The organism is Bacillus cereus group sp. N12, from assembly GCF_016483575.1.
GTDB classification, from domain to species: domain Bacteria; phylum Bacillota; class Bacilli; order Bacillales; family Bacillaceae_G; genus Bacillus_A; species Bacillus_A toyonensis.
In genome coordinates, this window is sequence record NZ_JAEHBO010000011.1 from 93060 (window position 1) to 113198 (window position 20139).

Consider the following 20139-nt stretch of genomic DNA (forward strand, 5'->3'; position numbering starts at 1 on the left):
ATACTCACCTCTTACCATTTAGTAAAAGACTAAGTGCCTTTTTAATATATTGATCCGTCGTTAATGATTCTTTTAATAACTCTGGTACAACACGAGAAACTTCCCGTTCTGCATAACCAAGTGCACGCAGTGCTTCCAGTGCTTCATCAAGTTCAACTGAGGAACCTTTCTTCTCATCAAAACTTTCAACATCTGAGAACAAATCAACAAATGCATCTGGTACAACATCTGCTAGTTTTCCTTTTAAATCTAAAATCATTTGGCGCGCTGTTTTCTTTCCGACGCCCGGGAATTTCACTAAAAACTTCTCATCTTCATGTTCAATCGCTTGAACGACCTGTCCTGTTTGACCAGAAGCTAAAATCGCAAGAGCGCCTTTTGGCCCAATGCCAGACACACCTAACAATTTTGTAAATAATAAACGCTCTTCACGTGTTTTAAACCCGTAAAGTGCCATAATATCTTCTCTCACATAATGATATGTATAGACACGGATTTCTTGCTTACTTCTTTGAAATACATACGGATTTGGTGTGAAAATTTGGTACCCAATTCCATTATGGTCAATTACGACATATTCCGGTCCTACATACTCCACGTAACCTGTAACATATTCAAACAAAATACGATCTCTCCCTCTTAAATCATGTATTCCATTTTAACATATTTAATGATAGAAAAGCGAGACTACCCCAACAAATGTTCTCTGTTTAAAACTTCTGTTATTTTCCATTGACAGAAAGGATAAAGCACCTTAATATACAGGAGTCGATAATGATTATCAATACTAATTAAAGGGGTTACATCAGGATGAAACGTAAGTTATTTATTTTATTAACTATTATGCTAGTCGTTCTTTCTATCGTTGGCTGTTCTTCTCAAAAAGAAGCGTCAAAAGCAAAAGAACAACCGAAAACAAAAGTTGTGAAACACGCTAAAGGGGAAGCTACAATTCCAGTAAATCCAAAGAGAATTGTTGACTTATCTGGATCAACAGAAGAGTTATTACTTCTTGGACACAAACCTGTTGGTACAGCAAATACATATAAAGATAAAATCCAAAATCACTTAACAGACAAGCTAGATGGCGTAAAAGCAGTTGGCTGGTACTGGGCACCTAAAGTTGATTTAGAAGCTGTTACAGCTTTAAAACCGGACTTAATTATTTTAAATAATCGTCAATTAAAAATTTATGATCAATTAGAAAAGGTTGCACCGACTGTTGTTCTAGAAACAAACTTAGAAGACTGGCGCGGTAAGTTTAAAGAAGTAGGTAAACTATTTGATGAAGAAAAGAAAGCTGACAAATGGATTGCCGACTACGATAAAAAAGCAGACTCTTTATCTAAAAAAATTAAAGAAAAAACAAAAGATGAAAACTTTATGTTTGTCGCAGTTACACCACAAAACTTCCGTGTATACGGTAGCTTCGGATACGGTGACATCATCTTTAACGACTTAAAACTTCCAGCAACAAAAGGTACAGATTTAAAACAAACGATGGCGCAAGTATCATTAGAAGGGCTTGTTGCATTCCAACCTGATCAAATGTTTATTGTAAACTTCGGCGGCGAGGCTGATAAAGTGTACGAAGACTATAAAAATAGTGCTGTTTGGAAAGACAATAAAGCAGTAAAAAACAATCACGTATATGAAGTATCGAATGAAATCTTCAATACGAAAGCATTCAATCCAATCGGAAAAGATATGCTAATTGATGAAATCGCAAAAGAAATTTTAGCTAAAAACAAGTAAGAAAAAGCAGCTCACCATGAGCTGCTTTTTTTCTTATTTTGCACTGCATATTGCCTCATTTTTTCAATCGTCTTCACAAAACTTTCTTTTGATTTTATACGAATACCACGTTTCAATTTCGCACGCTCATAACTCTCAAGTTTTTTCATATCAATTTGAAAGAAAGAATGAATCGCATTATCGCTTTTTGGTACACCCTTGAAAATTTGTAATATCCCTTCCTCTGAAACACCAAAATAGCCGCTCGTCTTCAATAACGGAGAAATATCGTCCACTTTCTTTTGCAATACAATTTGTACATCATCACGATCAACGAGTTGCCATTCTTTATATTTCTGTAAAAACTTTTCTAAATCCGCTACTTTTTCTGTAAATATTTCTTCACTTACTTCTCCATCAACATACATACGCTCTAATAAAATTGTAACTTCAGGTTCTTTTTCTGTTACTTCTGGTACTGGTCCTTCCGCCCTCACACTCGTTTCATAGGCTAAACAAAACATCATCACGAAAGCTTGCACTGCAATCAGTATCCATTTCATTTCCGTTCACCTCTTTTAGGCAAAATCAAACTTTCATTAGTAGTTTTGCCGAAAGTGGAGGTTTTATCCATATAAACAACCACATTACATTTCTCTCAAAAATAAAAAATGCAGATAAGGTTTTATCCTTATCTGCATTAGCATTTGTTTTTATATAAAATGAAAGACGCCTGCAAGCAGGCGTCTTGATGCGTTTACGGCGAGAGACCAGGCGACCACATTCGCGTGTTTAGCACTTAAGCATATCTCTCGTCTTACGTAAATTAGCTCATCGCTTTGCTAATATAACATTAATAACGTATAAGTGCAACATGTTTATAAAAATATTTTATTTTCTCTTTCACCCAAACGAACTTTATGTAAATTATAAATTGATAAATGTAATTTATATGTTTCAATTGATGTGACAGCGAAATCATAATAAACAGGAGATGGATATTGTGAAAAAAATAAAGGATGAACGTCTCATTCTGAAAACATTAAAAAACATACGTATTGCCTTTCTTTTTCAATCGCTTGGTATAATTGGCATTTTAGGCTATATCGGATTCACTGAAGGAATGGATCAAATTACGAAATCTCCATTATGGTTATTATTTATCCTTACAAGTATCGTACTTAGTTATTTACAGTTAAGTGTTTCAATCGATGTAGAAGAAGGCGAAAAAGAAATAAAATTAACTCCTTATTACAAACTTGTCTTACGCTCTCTTATTGTAGCAACTATCATAGTTATTATTTATATCATTTTCAGTCCAGAAAGACCTCTGTTTGAAGCACTTCTAGCTGGTAGTATTTTCTTCATATGCTTTTTAGTTTCTTATTCCGTTAGTTATTTTATTAAAAAACGTCGTTTACAAGATAACGATGAATAAAGAGGAAGGGCAATCCCTTCCTCTTTTGTTTTGCTATCGCACTGTACCAGTTAAACCGTAACGAATGTCTCGGAACATATTCACTATGTCACGATTAAAATCGTTTGTAACTGTACCGTTACGTAGACGCGTACTCATTGCATCGACACGAGTAAACATATCATTTCTTACAGAAACATATACGTTTCTGTTTCCAACTTCATTTGAAACCGCTTGACGAATTTCGTTCGCCATCGCCGTTTCATTTGTCGCTGTGTTACGTGGTTTTACTGCAATCGCTACGTCGTTTCCATATACAACCGTAGACACGCGGTCTACGTTATTCATACGTTTCACACGATTTGTAATTCTTTCTGCAGTTTTACCATCATTGTTAATGTATGAATTGTTCATTGTAATATTACGAGTTGGATGCGGATTAGCAATTTGCCCGTTGTAATTTACATCACGGTAATAATTATTATATCCTGTATCGTTACGACCGTTTCTATATGTTACATAATCTGTATAACGATCGTTACGCGCTACATTATCACGATACTGATGTGTATCATTATAAGATGTACGCTCGTAATTGTAGTTACGTCCATCCATCGCATTGTTATCTTTTGGTGTACCACATGCAGCTAATGCACTGGTAACTAACAAAGAAGCAGCAATCACTTTTACTTTCGTATTCAATACAAAAACCCCCTCTGTTAGAATGAACTTCTCTTCTGAAAAGCTCCCTCTTATGATGAGTAACAGAGAAGGTTTTTACACTGTTAATATTTCACTGGGAATTTTCTAACACTTGATGTAAATCTTCCGTTTTCAAAACAATTCTACATACAAAAAAGGTGGGAATAATCCCACCTTTTTTTAAACTTCTTCTTCGTCCTCTTCTTCTGCGACTGGCTCTCCAAATACATTTGGTGGATCTGGTTGATAATACATCGTCCCTGGCTGTGGTGCATATGCAGACTGCGTTGGTTGATAATATAAAGGATTAGCGTATTGTGGTCCCCCAGGCTGCGGACTATATAACCTACTCTCTCCTCCGCATCCACAATCTTCCTCACCTTGTATGAGTGGCGGCATATTATTATCCATTGGCATCATATTTGGATTTGGCATAGACGTATACTGTGGTCCAAAAGGTGCCCCTTGCTGATACGGCATATTGTAATATGGGTTTTGTTGTTGATAATATGGATTTGGCGGCATCATCGGCTGTTGATACGGCATTTGATATGGCATCATATTCGGTGGTTGATTATTATCCATGATCGGCATCATATTCGGCATTTGGTTATTATCCATGATCGGCATCATATTCGGCATTTGATTGTTATCCATAATCGGCATCATATTCGGCATTTGATTGTTATCCATAATCGGCATCATATTCGGCATTTGGTTATTATCCATAATCGGCATCATATTCGGCATTTGGTTATTATCCATAATCGGCATCATATTTGGCATTTGATTGTTATCCATAATCGGCATCATATTTGGCATTTGGTTATTATCCATAATCGGCATCATATTTGGCATTTGGTTATTATCCATAATCGGCATCATATTCGGCATTTGATTGTTATCCATAATCGGCATTATGTTTGGTGGTTGGTTGTTATCCATTATTGGCATTATGTTTGGTGGTTGATTGTTATCCAACATTGGCATTATGTTTGGTGGTTGATTGTTATCCAACATTGGCATTATATTTGGTACTTGAATATTTGGCGGTATGACTTGTGGGATAACTACATTTTCTTTCGATACATTTGGTGATACTATGCTTCCTACATTTTCTTTCTTTACTTGCGGTGACACTATATTCCCTACATTTTCTTTCTTCACTTGCGGCGATACTATATTCCCTACATTTTCTTTCTTCACTTGCGGCGATACTATATTCCCTACATTTTCTTTCTTTACTTGCGGCGATACTATATTCCCTACATTTTCTTTCTTTACTTGCGGTGATACTATGTTTCCTACATTTTCTTTCTTCACTTGCGGCGATACTATGTTTCCTACATTTTCTTTCTTTACTTGCGGTGATACTATATTATCCTTTTTCGTTTGCGGAGAAATGACGTTGTTAGGTTTCATTTTCGTAATTTGTGGAGCAATTAACTCGCTTCCTTTTTTAATTACATCTGAAATTTTATATTCTTTTTTCGTTTTTATTGGCGGTTGCGGCGGCTGTGGTAATACATTTATCGAAAACTTCGTATTTTCTTTTTCCGCCGGTTTTTGTTTTTCTATAACAGGTGGCTTTTGAATAACAGACGGTTTTTCAGCTGGTTTTTCTTTTTGAATTGGCTGTTCTTTTTGCACTTCTTTTTGTGGTTTCACCTGTACTTCTTTTTGCGGCTTCACTTGCATTTCCTTTTGTGGTTTTATCTGTACTTCTTTTTGCGGTTTTACTTGCACTTCTTTTTGTGTTTGTTGCATAGCGGGCTGCTGGGTAATTGGTGCCGATTGATACGTAACTTCTTCCTCATCTTCTATTCCAAGCGGCGTTGGTGTTGCTGCAAATTCTTTTTGTTGCACTTCTTTTACGTATTGCTTTGGAGGTGCTGATCCTGCTCCAGCTTGCTGTTTCACGTGGACGCCGTTTGATGGTACTTTAATTTTCATACCTGGCATGATTAAATCTGGATTACTAAGCTGTGTATTTGTTTTTTTCAGCGTGTCAAAATCCACTCCGTACTTTTTCGCAATTTTCCAAAGGGTATCCCCTTTTTGCACGATATGAATTTTCAAATTTTCCCCCTCCTGTATAACTTATCTATAAGTAACAAATCTCATGAAGTAACCCTTTCTAAATAACATTAACTTCTTTTCACTTTTATCACTTCTTCTATTTTCAATATAGTTGGAAGTGGAATAGGCATAAAAACCACAATGATTTCTTCAAAACAATGTATGCCCATTTCGCTCTCGTTATGATTATATGTATGAAAAAAAGCAACGGTATTCCCGTTGCTTTAAACACGCTCTAACATACGATTTAATGCGAGAACTGCTTCTTTCGTTACTTGTTTGTCTACGCTAATAACGTTAATCTCTTCTCCGCCTTCTACCGTTTCAAGCACCCATAGTAAGTGAGGGAGGTCAATTCGATTCATCGTTAAGCACGGACACATAAATGGATTAAGTGAAACAATTTCTTTATCTGGATGTTGCTGAATAATTCGGTTCACTAAATTCATTTCTGTACCAATTGCCCATTTACTTCCAACTGGAGCTGATTCAATCATATCAATAATGTATTTCGTTGAACCTGCATAGTCGGAAGCGGCTACAACTTCATAGCAACATTCTGGATGTACAATAATATTCATATCCGGATGATTTTTCCGCACACTTTCAATATTTGTCACTGTAAAGTTTTGATGAACTGAACAATGTCCTTTCCATAAAATCACTTGGATTTCTTCTATGTTTCCATCGTATTCTAATGAATCTGTATGTGGATCCCATACCGCCATTTTATCTAACGGAATACCTAAATCGTACGCTGTATTTCTTCCTAAATGTTGGTCTGGTAAAAAGACAAGACGCTCTTTTTGTGTAAACGCCCAAGAAACCAATTGTTTTGCATTTGAAGAAGTTACTGTCGCTCCACCATTACGACCGCAAAACGCTTTAATTGCAGCTGTAGAATTTACATACGTTAACGGAATCATCGTATCTCCAAATAACTTCGTGAGCTCTTTCCACGCTCTTTCTGTTTGTTCAATATCTGCCATGTCCGCCATTGAACAACCTGCGCGCATATCTGGTAAGATGACAACTTGTTCATCTGTCGTTAACATATCTGCTGTTTCTGCCATAAAGTGCACACCACAAAACACAATGTATTTTGCTTCTTTATTACTCGCTGCAACTTGCGCAAGCTGAAGTGAGTCCCCTGCTGCATCAGAAAATTGTACAACTTCATCCTTTTGATAATGATGCCCTGGAATAAATAACGTTTTCCCCATTTTTTCTTTAATTTCACGAACACGCTTTTCCATATTTTCCGTTGACATTGTGTAATAACGCTCTGGTAACATCGTTTCAATTGGCTGTACTTTTTCTAAAATACTCATATACCTTTCTCCCCCTCTAAGCCACTTTCCTTACGCTTCAATATTGAAACTAATATCAAGTGCTTTCACTGAATGTGTTAACAATCCAAGTGAAATATAATCTACCCCTGTTTTTCCATATTTCGATAAATCTTCAACTGTAATGCCACCTGACGCTTCCGTAACAATGGCGCTTGGCACAATCTTTGAAAACTCTCGAATTTCATCTGGCGTACGGTTATCAAACATAATAATATCCGCACCGGCTGCTACTGCCTCTCTCACTTGCTCCTCCGTTTCTGTTTCCACTTCTACTTTCACCATATGTCCTAATTTTTCTTTCACCGATGTAATAGCTTTTGTAATAGAACCAGCAAACGCAATATGATTGTCTTTAATCATGACACCGTCATATAAACCGAAGCGGTGGTTAAATCCACCTCCGCACACGACTGCATATTTATCAAACATACGTAGCCCAGGCATCGTTTTTCGCGTATCACAAATGCGAGTATGACTACTATCTAACGCAAGAACCGCTTTACGTGTCATCGTGGCTATCCCACTCATACGCTGAATAACGTTTAATATAACGCGCTCTGCTGTTAATAACGAGGCAATTGGACCTTGCACAGTTGCAATGATTTCGCCTTTTTCTACAAGATCCCCATCTTTTTTATGAAGCTCTACTTCAATTCTCTCATCAATTAATTTAAATCCTGATTCAATTACTAAACGTCCTGCAAAGACCCCTGTATCCTTCGCAAGAAACGCTCCTTTCGAAAGCAAGTTATCTGGAAAAATAAGCTGAGATGTTACATCTCTTTCCCCTATATCTTCTAAAAAAAATCGATTTAATGCTTCTTTAACTTTTATCGTGTTCATAAAGCCCCTCTTCCCCTCATCACACAATTTGTAGTTTTCTCTTTACTCGAACAATCTCTTTCTTTCCTATATTTCTATCTGGATAATCACTCCGGTAATGCCCGCCAATACTTTCTTCTCTTTGCAAGGCTGACACAACTATAAGCTCACAAACCGTTAACATATTAATAAGCGTTATCTCTTCATTCGTAAGAACATCATGTTGTAATATCATATTTCGAACACCATACTTACTAAGCCATCTCTTCGCATAAGATAAACTTTGCTCTGTTCGCACAATCCCAACATATTTCATCATGCATTTTTGTATTTCTTCTTTCGTCGGTAAATGATTCAGAACGATAAACTTTGCTTCCTTTTCGGCTAGCATGTTCACCTTTTCTTTTGTCTCTCTAGATAAAATGTGTCGTCCGATTCTTTTTCCAAACACAAGACCTTCTAATAATGAATTACTCGCTAATCTATTTGCACCATGAACCCCGTTACAAGCTACTTCACCGACTGCGTATAAGTTCAGAATAGACGTCTCTCCATCACAGTTCGTTTTCACGCCGCCCATGTGAAAATGAGTACCGGGCACGATCGGAATAAGTTTTTTATTTATATCGACTCCATTTGTTTTACATATCGATGACACGGTCGGAAAGCGTTGTTCAAAGTTTTGAATCATTTCGATGTTTAAGTACACTTTTTCACCCTCAAGTAGCTGTTCATGAATAGCCCTAGCCACTACATCACGCGGGGCTAGATCCTGTTCAGGATGTATCTCCATCATAAAACGCTGTCCTTTTCCATTTATAAGGACAGCTCCTTCTCCGCGAACAGCTTCGGACACGAGACCGGAACAACGCCCACCCGCGTATAACATCGTCGGATGAAATTGTATAAACTCTAAATCTACAAGTTCCCCACCTGCGCGGTACACCATTGCAAGTCCATCGCCTGTAATTGTCTCATCATTAGAAGTAAAGGCGTATAAACCGCCAATACCGCCTGAAGCTAACACCGTATAATCTGCATTGTAACGTTTCAGTTCTCCTTTATTGTTGCGAGTTAAAGCCCCAACACATTTATCTTTTTCTATAATAAAATCGAGCACCATTTCCTGTTCCACTACCGTAACGTATGGAGCTACTTCTTGAATAAGATGCTCTAATAAATTCTTTCCTGTTGCATCGCCACCTGCATGTAAAATACGACGTTTTCGATGCGCCCCTTCTTTTCCAAGATGAGGACCTGTTTCATCTCCATCAAATTTCATTCCTCTTTCAATAAGGTTATTAATTTCTTTCGGTCCTTCCTCGACTAAATAACGGACCACTTCTTCATTGTTATAATGACACCCTGCTACTAACGTATCTTCAAAATGATCATTAGGATTGTCATATGTCGCTACCGCTGCGGCAATTCCACCTTGAGCTAAATGTGTATTATTATTACGTTTCGTCTCCTTTGTGATAATAATCACATTCTTTTCGTGACAAATCTCTTTTGCAACACGAAGTGCCGCAACGCCACTTCCAATAATTAAGACATCTGCACTTGGCATAATTGTTGCCTCCTACTTTACACTTTTCAACTGTCTTGACACCTATATTTACATAGTTTTAAAATAATGACAAGAGTTTTTTTATAATTCTTATTTTCACTACTACCATTTAAAAAGTAAAAGAAATGTAACTCTTACTAGAGAGAGGAACTTACATGATGATATATCTTGACTATGCAGCTACTACACCTATGAGCGAGGAAGCGTTACAAACATATATGAAAGCAGCTTCGCAATACTTCGGAAATGAACAAAGTTTACATGATATTGGAGGAACGGCTTCTTCTTTATTACAAGTTTGCCGAAAAACATTTGCGGAAATGATTGGAGGCAAAGAACAAGGAGTATTTTTCACAAGCTGTGGATCGGAATCGAACTATCTTGCGATTCAATCACTTCTAAGTGCCCGAAATAAGAAGCATATTATTACGACACCTATGGAACATGCATCCATTCGAAGTTATTTTCAATCTCTAAAATCAAAAGGCTATATGATCACTGAAATTCCTGTTGATAAAAGCGGACTCATTTGTTTAGTAGATTTAGAGGCAGCTATTACAGAAGATACTGTACTAGCAAGTATACAGCATGGAAACTCTGAAATTGGGACTGTTCAAAACATAGCAGAAATTGGGGCCCTTTTAAAAACATATAATATTTTATTTCATACGGATTGTGTGCAAACGTTTGGTAAACTGCCTATCCATGTTTTTGAGATGGGAATTGATAGTCTTTCTGTTTCAGCACACAAAATATACGGTCCAAAAGGTGTCGGCGCTTGCTATATAAATCCACAAGTTCGCTGGGCACAAATATTCCCGGGAACTTCTCACGAAAAAGGATTTCGCCCAGGCACAGTGAACGTTCCTGGCATCGCATCTTTTTTAACAGCTGCTGAAAATATATTGAAAAATCAACAGGTAGAAAGTTTACGTTTTAAAGAGTTACGATCCTACTTTTTAGAGGAATTACAAACACTTCCGCTAGAAATTGAAGTAGAAGGTCATTCTACTTCTTGTTTACCACATATTATTGGGGTTACAATAAAAGGAATAGAAGGTCAATATACAATGCTAGAATGCAACCGCCGCGGTATTGCCATCTCGACCGGAAGTGCTTGCCAAGTTGGTAAACAAGAACCTTCGAAAACAATGCTTGCAATTGGAAGAACGTATGAAGAGGCTAAACAATATGTCCGCTTCTCTTTCGGACAACAAACAACGAAAGAACAAATTGATACTACTATTCATGCACTACACACAATTGGAAATCAATTTTATAGAGGTGTTAAATCATAATGAAACAAAATGAACAAAAAAAGATTTTAGGTGAAGAAAGACGACAACTTATCCTTCAGTGGCTGCTTGCTGCAAATGAACCGTTATCTGGAAACGAACTATCTAAGAAGACAAACGTAAGTAGACAAGTTATTGTGCAAGATATCTCCTTACTAAAAGCAAGAAACGAGCCAATTATCGCAACTGCTCAAGGCTATTTATATTTAAAACCACAGGAGAAGCAACAGGCTTTTGAACGCGTGATTGTATGCCAACATAAACCAGCAGAAGTACGTCAAGAACTTACAATGCTTGTTGATCATGGCGTTACGATTAAAGACGTAAAAGTTGAGCACCCTGTATACGGCGACTTAACAGCATCAATTATGGTAAGTAATCGATTTGATGTAGAGCAATATTTACAAAAAATCGAAAATACAAATGCTTCCTATCTTTCGCAACTTACAGATGGTATTCACTTACATACAATTGAAGCAGATTCTAAAGAAAAATTAGACGCTGCTTGCGAGGCTTTAGATAAAGCAGGATTTCTCGTTTATTAATGTAAAGCACAGAGTTTTTATAATTCTCTGTGCTTTTTTAATGCTATAATATTGTAATCAATCGTAAAGGAGATCGAATATGGGAATTGAACTCGTTCACTTTAGTACTGGTAAACCGAAACAAATGAAATATGGCGAAGATAAAGAAATGATAACAGGTATATGTAAAGATCCTACAGAAGAGGCCTTTCTCTCAAAAGACGGATTTCGTGGTGATGACGTAGCGGATTTAAAACATCACGGCGGTCCTGATCGCGCTGTTTGTGTGTACCCACACGAGCATTACGCACTATGGGAAGAGGAATTTCAAACTACGCTTCCAGCTTCCACATTTGGCGAAAACATTACCGTAACAAATATGTTAGAGCGTGATGTTTGCATCGGAGATACATATCAACTTGGTGAAGCAATCATTCAAGTGACACAAGCAAGAGTACCTTGTAGCACTATTTCAAAACGCCTCGGTATTCCTGGCATACTGCCGCGCATTGTAGCAACTGGATTTACTGGCTACCTATGCCGCGTTCTTCAAGAAGGTACTGTACGTAAAGATTCTAAAATCACATTGCTAAAACGTCCATCAAACAATGTATCTGTTTTGTTTTCTAACGAAATTTATTTTCATAATAGAAAAGATAAAGATGGCATTGAAAAGATTCTTGCTGTTCCTGAACTAGCCAATATTTGGCGTGGTCAGTTAGAGGATCGTCTTGCTAAGTTAAAGTAAAGAATCCCACCTATAAATGGTGGGATTTTATTTATCTATCAGACGGTATATTATCGACTGAAATTATATCGATTTAACTACAAAATACGACAAATACTCTCCCTTACCCTTTACAACCAATAAGAAGAATAGCTCCCCAGCACAGTAACAGAAAAACCGAGCGCTTCAAGTTCCATCGTTACGCCTGGCAATAATACGTCATCGTATGCTTTATCGACATCGATTAAGAAAAAGTAATTTCCGAGTCCTGTTTTCATCGGGCGTGATTCGATTTTTGATAAATTTAATTTTCTCCATGCAAAAGCTGATAACACTTGATATAGTGCCCCTGCATAATCTGCAGGTAACGTTATCATAAGCGTCGTTTTCTCCCCGCGGTTTTCTCCGTTATTTGAGAGTATTGCTTTCTTTTTCTTATGGAGCACTAGGAAGCGTGTATGATTGTTTTTATGCGTATGAATGTCACGTCTTACAATTGTTAATCCGTATTTTTCTGCGGCTGCTTCATTTGCAATGGCAGCGATTTTTTCTTCAGGATGTTCTTTCACATATTGTGCAGCAGCACTTGTTGATGTCATGTCTCGAACAGTTACCCCTTTTAATTCTTCATTTAAAAACTTATGACATTGTGCGATAGCATGTGGATGAGAATGCACTGCATATACTTCTTCCCACACTTCTGCATACTGCGGATGTACGAGTAAATGTTGCTGAATTGGCACTGTAATTTCTCCTACAATAGAAAGTGGTTGCTCATGCACGAGGTAATCGACCGTTATATTTACTGAACCTTCTATTGCGTTTTCTAACGGTACGACTGCGAAATCTACACTTTCATTTGCGGCTGCATCTATACAATCCGGAATCGTTCGATACGGTACATGCTCTGCTTCCGGAAAAAAACGACTCACCGCCATATTTGTAAATGTTGCTTCTGGTCCTAAATATCCTACTCGAATCATCGTCTTTTCCCCTCTTTTTCGTTTTCTTACTGTTATACCATACTTTTTTATATTCTTCTATGTAAATTTCGAATATTAAAAAAAGACTAGCATTCGCTAGTCTAAATGTTTCTTATATTCTCTTTGAGCGAAGAAGAAATAAACGATGCATGCAGCGATATAATACAGAATAAACAAGCCTACTTTTCTTAATGAACCGTCCATAAAAATCGTATTATGAAATGTATATAACGCAACTGCACTATGCATACTTCCTACTATAATAGGTGCAAAAAATAACATACATAATTGCCAACGAGAAACCTTCCACACTTCTTCCTTCGTCATTCCAAGTTTAGAAAGTGCCCCGTACTGTTTTCGATCCGATGCAATATTATGAAACCATTTAAAATATACGATGCTACATGAAGTAAGGAAGAATAATATACTAATAAATGAGCCTACAAATAGAGTAACATTGCCAAACTCTTTCATATTCACATATAGCTCCATATTACTTCGAAATGCATCATTTGTATCTTTGTTCATATGTTTCCGTAAACCAGCGTTTAATTCCTTCGTATTTTCGATATTCGGTAATGTGTAGCCTCTATATATCAATTTTTCAGATTCAGGAACCTGATTTGCTATACTAGCAAAATCTTCATCATTCATGACAAAAAATAGACCATTAATGTACGAAGGATGATGGTTAAATTGCACCCCTTCTTTCTGACCGTTAAATGCGAATTGATACGTTTGTTTCATTACTTGTAATTGGATTCCTTTTTGATTATATACATTCGGATCATTACGTTCATTATAATAAACAAGCGTAACGGTTCCTTTTTTAGGGTGATACGTTTTCTGTTTTTGTTTTCTCGCCTCTTGATTGTATTCACTTTCCTTTATAAGCGACGCTACCTCTGTTTCTCCTTTATTGGACTGAAATGATGCATACACTCCAACAAAACTCATAGATTGAAAATCATTATACCCATATTGGTGTAATAATTGTTCAACCGTCCCCTCCGCAAAGACTTCATGAGAAGAAGTACCTTTTTCTATGTATGAAAATGAGTGTACTCCTCCGCCCCGCCACATATCTTGCATACCGGAAAAATATAAGAACACCGTACCTGTTGCCGTAACTACAAACGTCGTTGCCATAGACATCAGAAAGAAAAAGCGTCCATTTTCCTTCATTCGATGTGACAATTGGTTTACTATAAATAAATACGGATATGTATACATAATCTTTTTATTTCGTTTTATCACTTCTAACAATTGGCTAACACCATGTGTAAAAGAAAAATACGTTCCGAAAAAGACAAGTATAGACACAGGGAAAAAGTATAATGCTATCGTTGGCATCGTCGTTTGTAACGCTAACGCATATCCTATACCTAAACAAATAAAGCCAAATATACAAAGCCACATTGATGTTTTCTTCTCTTTTTTATCTGCTCGAAATTCTTTCAATAACCGAATGATTTTTATATTCCATATACGTAAAGCACTTATAAAAGATAAGACAATAAAAACGACCATATATGTAACAAACGTTCCCCCAATTGCTCTCACGTCAAATATGACAGGGAGTTCTTTCGGAAGCCCCAATAACATACTAAACACCATGAAGAAGAGCTTTAAAAAAATCATGCCAAGCCCAATACCGAAAATATTAGCAAATACCCCGATCAATATTTGCTCGGTCATAATCACTCCAATTACGTTAGACTTCGTTGCTCCCATTAACATATATAACCCTAATTCTTTCTTACGTGCCTCTATGAAAATAGAAGTAGAGTACAAAATAAATATAACGAAAAAAGAAATGATTATAACATTACATATAATAAGTCCCCAGCGTACGTTTTGATACCACATCGTCTCCTGCATATACGGATGCACAATAACCGACATATATGCAAAAGACGCAAATATCGCAAAACAACTACTTAAGAAAAACACTTTATAATTACGCCAATTTCCTTTTATATTTTGCAGCGCTAGTTGCCGAATGTTCATCTATCGTCCCCCTGTAACTTACTACATAGGCAAAAAGCTAGAGGTTTCCCTAGCTTTTTACGTGTTTTAAATATCCTCTTTGCGCGATCATAAAGTAAATTGCAGAAGCTACAATGTATGCCCCAATTACAATCGCACCTGATTTCCATAAATCAATATAAAGCATTTTTCCTAACGTATGAAGAGCAAACCCGCTATGAATAGAACCGATTAAAATCGGGATAAAGAAGATAACGCCCATTTGTCGAATTGCAATTTTACGAATTTCTTTATCTGTCATACCAATTCTCTTTAACGATTTAAATTGAATACGATCTTGTTCTTTATCGTTAAACCATTTAAAGTATGTCATACTACAAGCGAAGAAGAAGAACAGTACAGCTACAAAGAAGCCTATGAACATTGTAATTGCTCCTTGCTCCTTTATCGCTTTATACGTAAGGATGGAATTGTGGAAATTCTGTTGTTGTTCTTGCACAATTTCTTTCTTTAAGTCTAGTACAAGATTTTCTGTTTCTTTCCAATCTTCAATGTAATATCCATAATATTTCGTCTTTTCTTCATCTGCTGTGAGCTGTGAATATTTTACAAAATCCTCATCATTCACAATTAAATAACTATCATCATTAAAAACAGACTTTGATACTGGATCATTTAGCTTAATATACTGTTTTTGTCCGTTCAATGTAAATTCAAATGGCTTCGTAAGATCCGGCTTGACAATATCATTCATCATATCAATTACAACCATCGTTGCACTTCCCGGCTTATTTTGCACTTCTGGCACGTTCTGTTTACGCGCTTCTTTATTATATTCCTTTTCAGATATAATCCCTAATGGCATCTCATGTTCACCGTTAAACATCGTTACCTTTTGAGTTGCAGGAAGTTTTACATACGTTACTTCTCGCGCTTCTTCAAATCCGTGTTTTTTTATTAATTCTTTTGTTTTTCCTTCTTTTATAACATTATGCGTATTGATTCCCTTTTCCTCATACGAAATAGCATGCGGGGTACTAGTTACTGTCTTATAACTCATATCTTCAAAGAATACGTACAGTGTACCGACTGCTGAAGATACAACCGCCGTAATGATAGAAATTACAAATAAAAAACGAGCATTATCTTTCATTTTATAAATAAGATTGCTAAGTACGAACATATTTGGATATGTATAAAAAGATTTTTTTCGTTTTTGCAACGCCTTTAATACGACTGTACTACCTTGTGTAAACAGCAAATAAGTTCCGCCTATCGTCAGCCCTACAATCGGTAAAAACAGCATGATAAAATTCATAAATGTCACTTGGAAGCTAAGCACATATGCGGCAATAATACATCCTATTCCTGCTACACATAACGATGTAAATGCAAAAGGTTCTACTTTTTGTTTTCTTGCTTCTCTTAATAAATCAATAATTTGCAAGCGTCCTACTGTCCAAACGCTAAACAATGATAGAATTAAAAATAGAATAAAGTATACACCCGCTGTAATCAAAACCGCTTTACTATTCCATACGAGTGGAAGTGTTTTATCTATTTTCAATATTACGCTTAATGCTTGGAAGAATAATTTTGAACAAAGCATACCAAGTCCAATACCTACTACAATTGCAATACTACCTAACATAAGCTGTTCTAATATAATCATTCGGCCAAGTTGAGATTTCGTTCCGCCTATTAATGTTAATAGACCAAACTCTTTTTTTCTTGCTCGTAAAAATGTTGAATTTGCATATAAAATAAAGAGCGCTGAGAAGATGACTACAATATAATTCATCGATTCTAATCCTTTTGAAATCATCGTCTTCATACTAATATTACCGCTTACGACATCTGGATGATAAATGAAGGAAGCATACATGAAAAATACGACAATCGATAAACAACTGCTAATAAGAAACGCTTTATAATTACGCCAATTTCCTTTTACGTTATTAAGCGCGAGCTGGCGAAAGTTCATGATATTCTCCTCCTAGCATCGCAAGTACGTCCAAAATTTCTTGGAAAAAGGCTTGTTTCGTTCTTCCCTTATGTATTTCTGAGAAAATCTCTCCATCACGTATGAAAAGAATACGTTCGCAATAACTCGCCGCTACTGGATCATGCGTTACCATTGCAATTGTTACTTTCTTTTGTTCATGCAAATCTTGCAACGCGCTCATTAATGATTTTGCCGACTTAGAATCTAAGTTTCCAGTTGGCTCATCCGCTAAAATTAACGTCGGTTCATGAATAATCGCTCTCGCAGCTGCTGCACGTTGTTGTTGTCCGCCTGATACTTCATATACTTTTTTATTTAATATTTCTTCAATGTTTAAAAACTTCGCAATTTCTAGTACTTTCGCATCGATTTCATTTACAGATTTTTTCGCCATTACAAGCGGTAAAATAATGTTTTCTTTAATCGATAACGTATCAAGTAAGTTAAAATCTTGGAAAATGAATCCTAAATGTGTACGACGAAACTCTGCTAATTTTGCAGCACGCATTTGATTAATTTCTTCACCATTTACAAGCACATGACCTGAAGTTTGCTTATCAATTGTTGCTAATAAATTTAAAAGCGTTGTTTTTCCACTTCCTGAAGGACCCATAATCCCTACAAATTCGCCTTCTTCTATTTTAAAATTTATATCATTTAAAGCAGTCGTCGCTACTGAACCTTTTGATTGATACACCTTCGTTAATCCTTTTACTTCAAGAACACTCATTTCTAATCCCCCTATGTGTTTTCTTCTTACATTTACTATAAGAAAAATAAGAAAAAGAAACGAGTGATTTCCCTTACAAAACGTTTTGTTATCTTACAGTTTTGTCATTTTTCTCATTAATGTATGATATTCTTCATCTTTTGCAAATTGGAACGTAAATGTTGTCCCTTCCCCTTCAGCCGATTGCACATAAATACCGTGATGTAAATTATCACAAATTTCCTTCGTAATATATAAACCCATTCCAGTCGCTTCTCTCGTTTTACGGCCATTTATCCCCGTAAAGAACGGATCAAATATACGCTTTACATCTTGCTCCGGAATACCGATTCCATTGTCTTTAATATGTAATAACACCTTTTGATCTTTCTCTTCAATTTGAAATTGAATTTCCTTTTTCTCTGCTTCTGAAATTCTCGTATACTTAATTGCATTTACAACAATTTGCCCTATAGCAATACTAAGCCATTTTCTATCAGATGCAACCATACAAGTATCTTCTTCAAACATTACTTTCGGAAATACAGACGATTGAATGAAAGACTTTCGATTTTCATTAATAATACCTCGAATAATATCTATCACATTTACTACTTCTACTTTATAATCTTTCGCAAATTGCTCTAACCTTGCCATATGTAACGCTAAATCTAAACCATTTAGTATACGGTTATTTTCTTCACGAATACTTTCAACTGTTGCTCTCGCTTCACGATGCTCTTTACCAAACTTCTGTAAGAGTAACTCAATAACAGATACTGGTGTCTTCATTTGATGAATCCATTGGTTCATAAATATCATTTGCTGTTGCTCTTTCGCATGCTGTTTGTGAACTTCATTCATATATTGCTGTCTTAATAGCGTAAAAGATTCAACGATCATCTCTTGTTCTGTCGTATACGAAGTATCAATAAGTAAAGAATCATGTAATGTATTTCCATCAGCAACATATTTTTCGATTCTCTTTAAAAAAACACTTCTTTTTCGGTAATCGTAAATGAGGTATACAGTAAACACAACTGTCCCTAATAAAAGTCCGTATAACCACGTACTCCAATCAATTGATCTTTTTTCTAAAAGACTTTGCAACTGCAATACGAGTCCAAATAAACAAAGACTTACAACATAAGAAAGAAGTAAAGCAAAGCGGTCTATGATGTAACTTTTAACCTGCATGCCCTTCACTCCACTCTGTAAGAAGCGCATAACCGTATCCACGTTTCGTTACAATCGCATTTTTAATACCTAGCTCCTCTAGTTTCTTCCTTACGCGCTTTACATTCACAGTCAGTGTATTATCATCAACAAAAGCTACTTCATCCCACAGAGCTTCTAACAATTCTTCACGCGTTACATATTGATTCGCTTGTTTCATTAAACACTCTAATAAGTAAAATTCATTTTTTGTCAGCTCTGTTTGTTGCCCTTGCCACTCAACAACGTGTTGGGACGGGCATAACAAAAGTCCATTCACACCTAAACAATCACTTTCTGCCGCAGAAGCATACTCACCATACCCACGTCGAAGTGCACTTTTCACCTTAGCCATGACAATATCTAAATGGAATGGCTTTGTAATGTAATCATCTCCGCCATTTTCAATTGCCATTACTTGATCCATTTCCCCTGTTCTTGCAGAAACAAAAATAATCGGCGCATTCGATACAGTGCGGATTTGACGACACCAATAGAAACCATCAAAATATGGTAAATTGATATCCAGTAATACGAGATGTGGATTCACTTTTACGAATTCATCTTTTATATGACGTAAATCAATTGCTCTAAATGATTGATAGCCATACCTTTCTAAATGCTCCTCTAATATTCCCGCAATTTTCTCATCGTCTTCTACAATTAATATTTTATACATGTTCTCTTTCTCCCCATAAATATTCTTCTAAAATTACTTCTTTTTCTATTATAAATTGAAAATTTAATTAGTGGGGATTTTTTCCTATCTTCGTAATTTTTAACTAGCAGCCTGATTCACACCTAACTTCTTTGCTTCAGCTGAATTTTGAGGCGGGAATCTTACTACTTGCAAATAGCAGAATAAAAAAAAGACCGCCATACTGATATTATCCCCTTTAGGTAGACAGTGTGAAAAAGACCATGTATACACATGGATGTTACACTATTACTTGGAGGGGATTTTTCATGGCCAAAAAAGGTACAACATTTAATACATACTCAAATGAGATAAAGTT

17 protein-coding genes and 1 pseudogene are annotated in these 20139 nt (G+C 36.2%); 5 read left to right on the forward strand and 13 right to left on the reverse strand.

Features of this window, described 5'->3' with window-relative positions:
* Positions 1-4: 4 nt before the first annotated feature.
* Positions 5-622: a Holliday junction DNA helicase RuvA gene (ruvA, locus tag JDS92_RS08845; RefSeq protein ID WP_000464514.1), complete on the reverse strand. Its 618-nt coding sequence runs from the start codon at positions 620-622 to the stop codon at positions 5-7.
* Positions 623-810: 188 nt separating this feature from the next.
* Between ruvA and JDS92_RS08850 the strand changes: the two genes are divergently transcribed.
* The gene (locus JDS92_RS08850) at positions 811-1755 is read left to right on the forward strand and encodes an iron-hydroxamate ABC transporter substrate-binding protein (RefSeq protein WP_000823617.1); all 945 of its coding nucleotides are present in this window, start codon (positions 811-813) and stop codon (positions 1753-1755) included.
* An 11-nt stretch (positions 1756-1766) separates the two neighbouring features.
* Here the strand turns inward: JDS92_RS08850 and JDS92_RS08855 are convergent, their stop codons facing one another.
* On the reverse strand, positions 1767-2297 hold the full coding sequence (locus JDS92_RS08855; protein WP_000871203.1) for a BofC C-terminal domain-containing protein: 531 nt from the start codon (positions 2295-2297) through the stop codon (positions 1767-1769).
* 431 nt (positions 2298-2728) lie between these two features.
* Between JDS92_RS08855 and JDS92_RS08860 the strand changes: the two genes are divergently transcribed.
* Positions 2729-3172 carry a hypothetical protein gene (locus JDS92_RS08860; RefSeq protein ID WP_015000989.1) on the forward strand — a complete coding sequence of 148 codons (444 nt, stop codon included), beginning with the start codon at positions 2729-2731 and terminating at the stop codon, positions 3170-3172.
* A 33-nt stretch (positions 3173-3205) separates the two neighbouring features.
* Here JDS92_RS08860 and JDS92_RS08865 read toward each other — a convergent pair whose 3' ends face one another.
* The 5 genes and pseudogenes from JDS92_RS08865 to nadB all read right to left on the reverse strand — a co-directional run bounded on the left by JDS92_RS08865 (position 3206) and on the right by nadB (position 9676).
* Positions 3206-3853, reverse strand: a complete 648-nt coding sequence (locus JDS92_RS08865; RefSeq protein WP_001093526.1) for a YhcN/YlaJ family sporulation lipoprotein — start codon at positions 3851-3853, stop codon at positions 3206-3208.
* Between the two features lie 1916 nt (positions 3854-5769).
* A pseudogene (safA, locus tag JDS92_RS31515) lies at positions 5770-5932 on the reverse strand (SafA/ExsA family spore coat assembly protein); the annotation flags it as partial.
* A 224-nt stretch (positions 5933-6156) separates the two neighbouring features.
* Complete coding sequence (nadA, locus tag JDS92_RS08875) at positions 6157-7263, reverse strand: quinolinate synthase NadA (protein ID WP_199631827.1); 1107 nt, start codon at positions 7261-7263, stop codon at positions 6157-6159.
* Between the two features lie 30 nt (positions 7264-7293).
* Complete coding sequence (gene nadC, locus JDS92_RS08880; RefSeq protein ID WP_001092204.1) at positions 7294-8127, reverse strand: carboxylating nicotinate-nucleotide diphosphorylase; 834 nt, start codon at positions 8125-8127, stop codon at positions 7294-7296.
* Between the two features lie 19 nt (positions 8128-8146).
* Positions 8147-9676, reverse strand: coding sequence for an L-aspartate oxidase (gene nadB, locus JDS92_RS08885; protein WP_052943868.1), 1530 nt, complete (start codon positions 9674-9676; stop codon positions 8147-8149).
* Positions 9677-9831: 155 nt separating this feature from the next.
* On the opposite strand from nadB, the gene JDS92_RS08890 reads away from it, so the two are divergent.
* The 3 genes from JDS92_RS08890 (at position 9832) to JDS92_RS08900 (ending at position 12243) form a co-directional block, all read left to right on the forward strand.
* Entirely contained in the window at positions 9832-10974 is a 1143-nt protein-coding gene (locus tag JDS92_RS08890) for an IscS subfamily cysteine desulfurase (RefSeq protein ID WP_199631828.1), read from the forward strand.
* Complete coding sequence (locus tag JDS92_RS08895) at positions 10974-11516, forward strand: transcription repressor NadR (RefSeq protein ID WP_000812272.1); 543 nt, start codon at positions 10974-10976, stop codon at positions 11514-11516. Before JDS92_RS08890 ends, JDS92_RS08895 begins: the two co-directional genes overlap by 1 nt.
* 79 nt (positions 11517-11595) lie before the next feature.
* Positions 11596-12243: an MOSC domain-containing protein gene (locus JDS92_RS08900; protein ID WP_000510705.1), complete on the forward strand. Its 648-nt coding sequence runs from the start codon at positions 11596-11598 to the stop codon at positions 12241-12243.
* 110 nt (positions 12244-12353) lie between these two features.
* Here the strand turns inward: JDS92_RS08900 and pheA are convergent, their stop codons facing one another.
* From pheA to JDS92_RS08930, 6 genes are all read right to left on the reverse strand, one after another.
* The gene (pheA, locus tag JDS92_RS08905; RefSeq protein WP_052943870.1) at positions 12354-13205 is read right to left on the reverse strand and encodes a prephenate dehydratase; all 852 of its coding nucleotides are present in this window, start codon (positions 13203-13205) and stop codon (positions 12354-12356) included.
* Between the two features lie 96 nt (positions 13206-13301).
* Entirely contained in the window at positions 13302-15215 is a 1914-nt protein-coding gene (locus JDS92_RS08910; RefSeq protein WP_199631829.1) for an ABC transporter permease, read from the reverse strand.
* 49 nt (positions 15216-15264) lie between these two features.
* A complete protein-coding gene (locus tag JDS92_RS08915; protein WP_097957295.1) occupies positions 15265-17178 on the reverse strand; it encodes an ABC transporter permease in 1914 nt (637 codons plus the stop codon).
* Entirely contained in the window at positions 17153-17929 is a 777-nt protein-coding gene (locus JDS92_RS08920; RefSeq protein ID WP_000114530.1) for an ABC transporter ATP-binding protein, read from the reverse strand. The genes JDS92_RS08915 and JDS92_RS08920 overlap by 26 nt, the downstream gene beginning before the upstream one ends.
* Positions 17930-18022: 93 nt before the next feature.
* A complete protein-coding gene (locus JDS92_RS08925; protein WP_199631830.1) occupies positions 18023-19105 on the reverse strand; it encodes a HAMP domain-containing histidine kinase in 1083 nt (360 codons plus the stop codon).
* Complete coding sequence (locus JDS92_RS08930) at positions 19095-19802, reverse strand: response regulator transcription factor (RefSeq protein WP_199631831.1); 708 nt, start codon at positions 19800-19802, stop codon at positions 19095-19097. Before JDS92_RS08930 ends, JDS92_RS08925 begins: the two co-directional genes overlap by 11 nt.
* Between the last annotated feature and the right edge of the window lie 337 nt (positions 19803-20139).

Bases quoted from the DNA above. Each gene is read 5' to 3' on its own strand.
- JDS92_RS08850 (WP_000823617.1), top strand. From the start codon at position 811: ATGAAACGTAAGTTATTTATTTTATTAACTATTATGCTAGTCGTTCTT.
- JDS92_RS08855 (WP_000871203.1), bottom strand. From the start codon at position 2,297: ATGAAATGGATACTGATTGCAGTGCAAGCTTTCGTGATGATGTTTTGT.
- JDS92_RS08860 (WP_015000989.1), top strand. From the start codon at position 2,729: ATGGATATTGTGAAAAAAATAAAGGATGAACGTCTCATTCTGAAAACA.
- nadA (WP_199631827.1), bottom strand. From the start codon at position 7,263: ATGAGTATTTTAGAAAAAGTACAGCCAATTGAAACGATGTTACCAGAG.
- nadC (WP_001092204.1), bottom strand. From the start codon at position 8,127: ATGAACACGATAAAAGTTAAAGAAGCATTAAATCGATTTTTTTTAGAA.
- nadB (WP_052943868.1), bottom strand. From the start codon at position 9,676: ATGCCAAGTGCAGATGTCTTAATTATTGGAAGTGGCGTTGCGGCACTT.
- JDS92_RS08890 (WP_199631828.1), top strand. From the start codon at position 9,832: ATGATGATATATCTTGACTATGCAGCTACTACACCTATGAGCGAGGAA.
- JDS92_RS08895 (WP_000812272.1), top strand. From the start codon at position 10,974: ATGAAACAAAATGAACAAAAAAAGATTTTAGGTGAAGAAAGACGACAA.
- JDS92_RS08900 (WP_000510705.1), top strand. From the start codon at position 11,596: ATGGGAATTGAACTCGTTCACTTTAGTACTGGTAAACCGAAACAAATG.
- pheA (WP_052943870.1), bottom strand. From the start codon at position 13,205: ATGATTCGAGTAGGATATTTAGGACCAGAAGCAACATTTACAAATATG.
- JDS92_RS08910 (WP_199631829.1), bottom strand. From the start codon at position 15,215: ATGAACATTCGGCAACTAGCGCTGCAAAATATAAAAGGAAATTGGCGT.
- JDS92_RS08915 (WP_097957295.1), bottom strand. From the start codon at position 17,178: ATGAACTTTCGCCAGCTCGCGCTTAATAACGTAAAAGGAAATTGGCGT.
- JDS92_RS08920 (WP_000114530.1), bottom strand. From the start codon at position 17,929: ATGAGTGTTCTTGAAGTAAAAGGATTAACGAAGGTGTATCAATCAAAA.
- JDS92_RS08925 (WP_199631830.1), bottom strand. From the start codon at position 19,105: ATGCAGGTTAAAAGTTACATCATAGACCGCTTTGCTTTACTTCTTTCT.
- JDS92_RS08930 (WP_199631831.1), bottom strand. From the start codon at position 19,802: ATGTATAAAATATTAATTGTAGAAGACGATGAGAAAATTGCGGGAATA.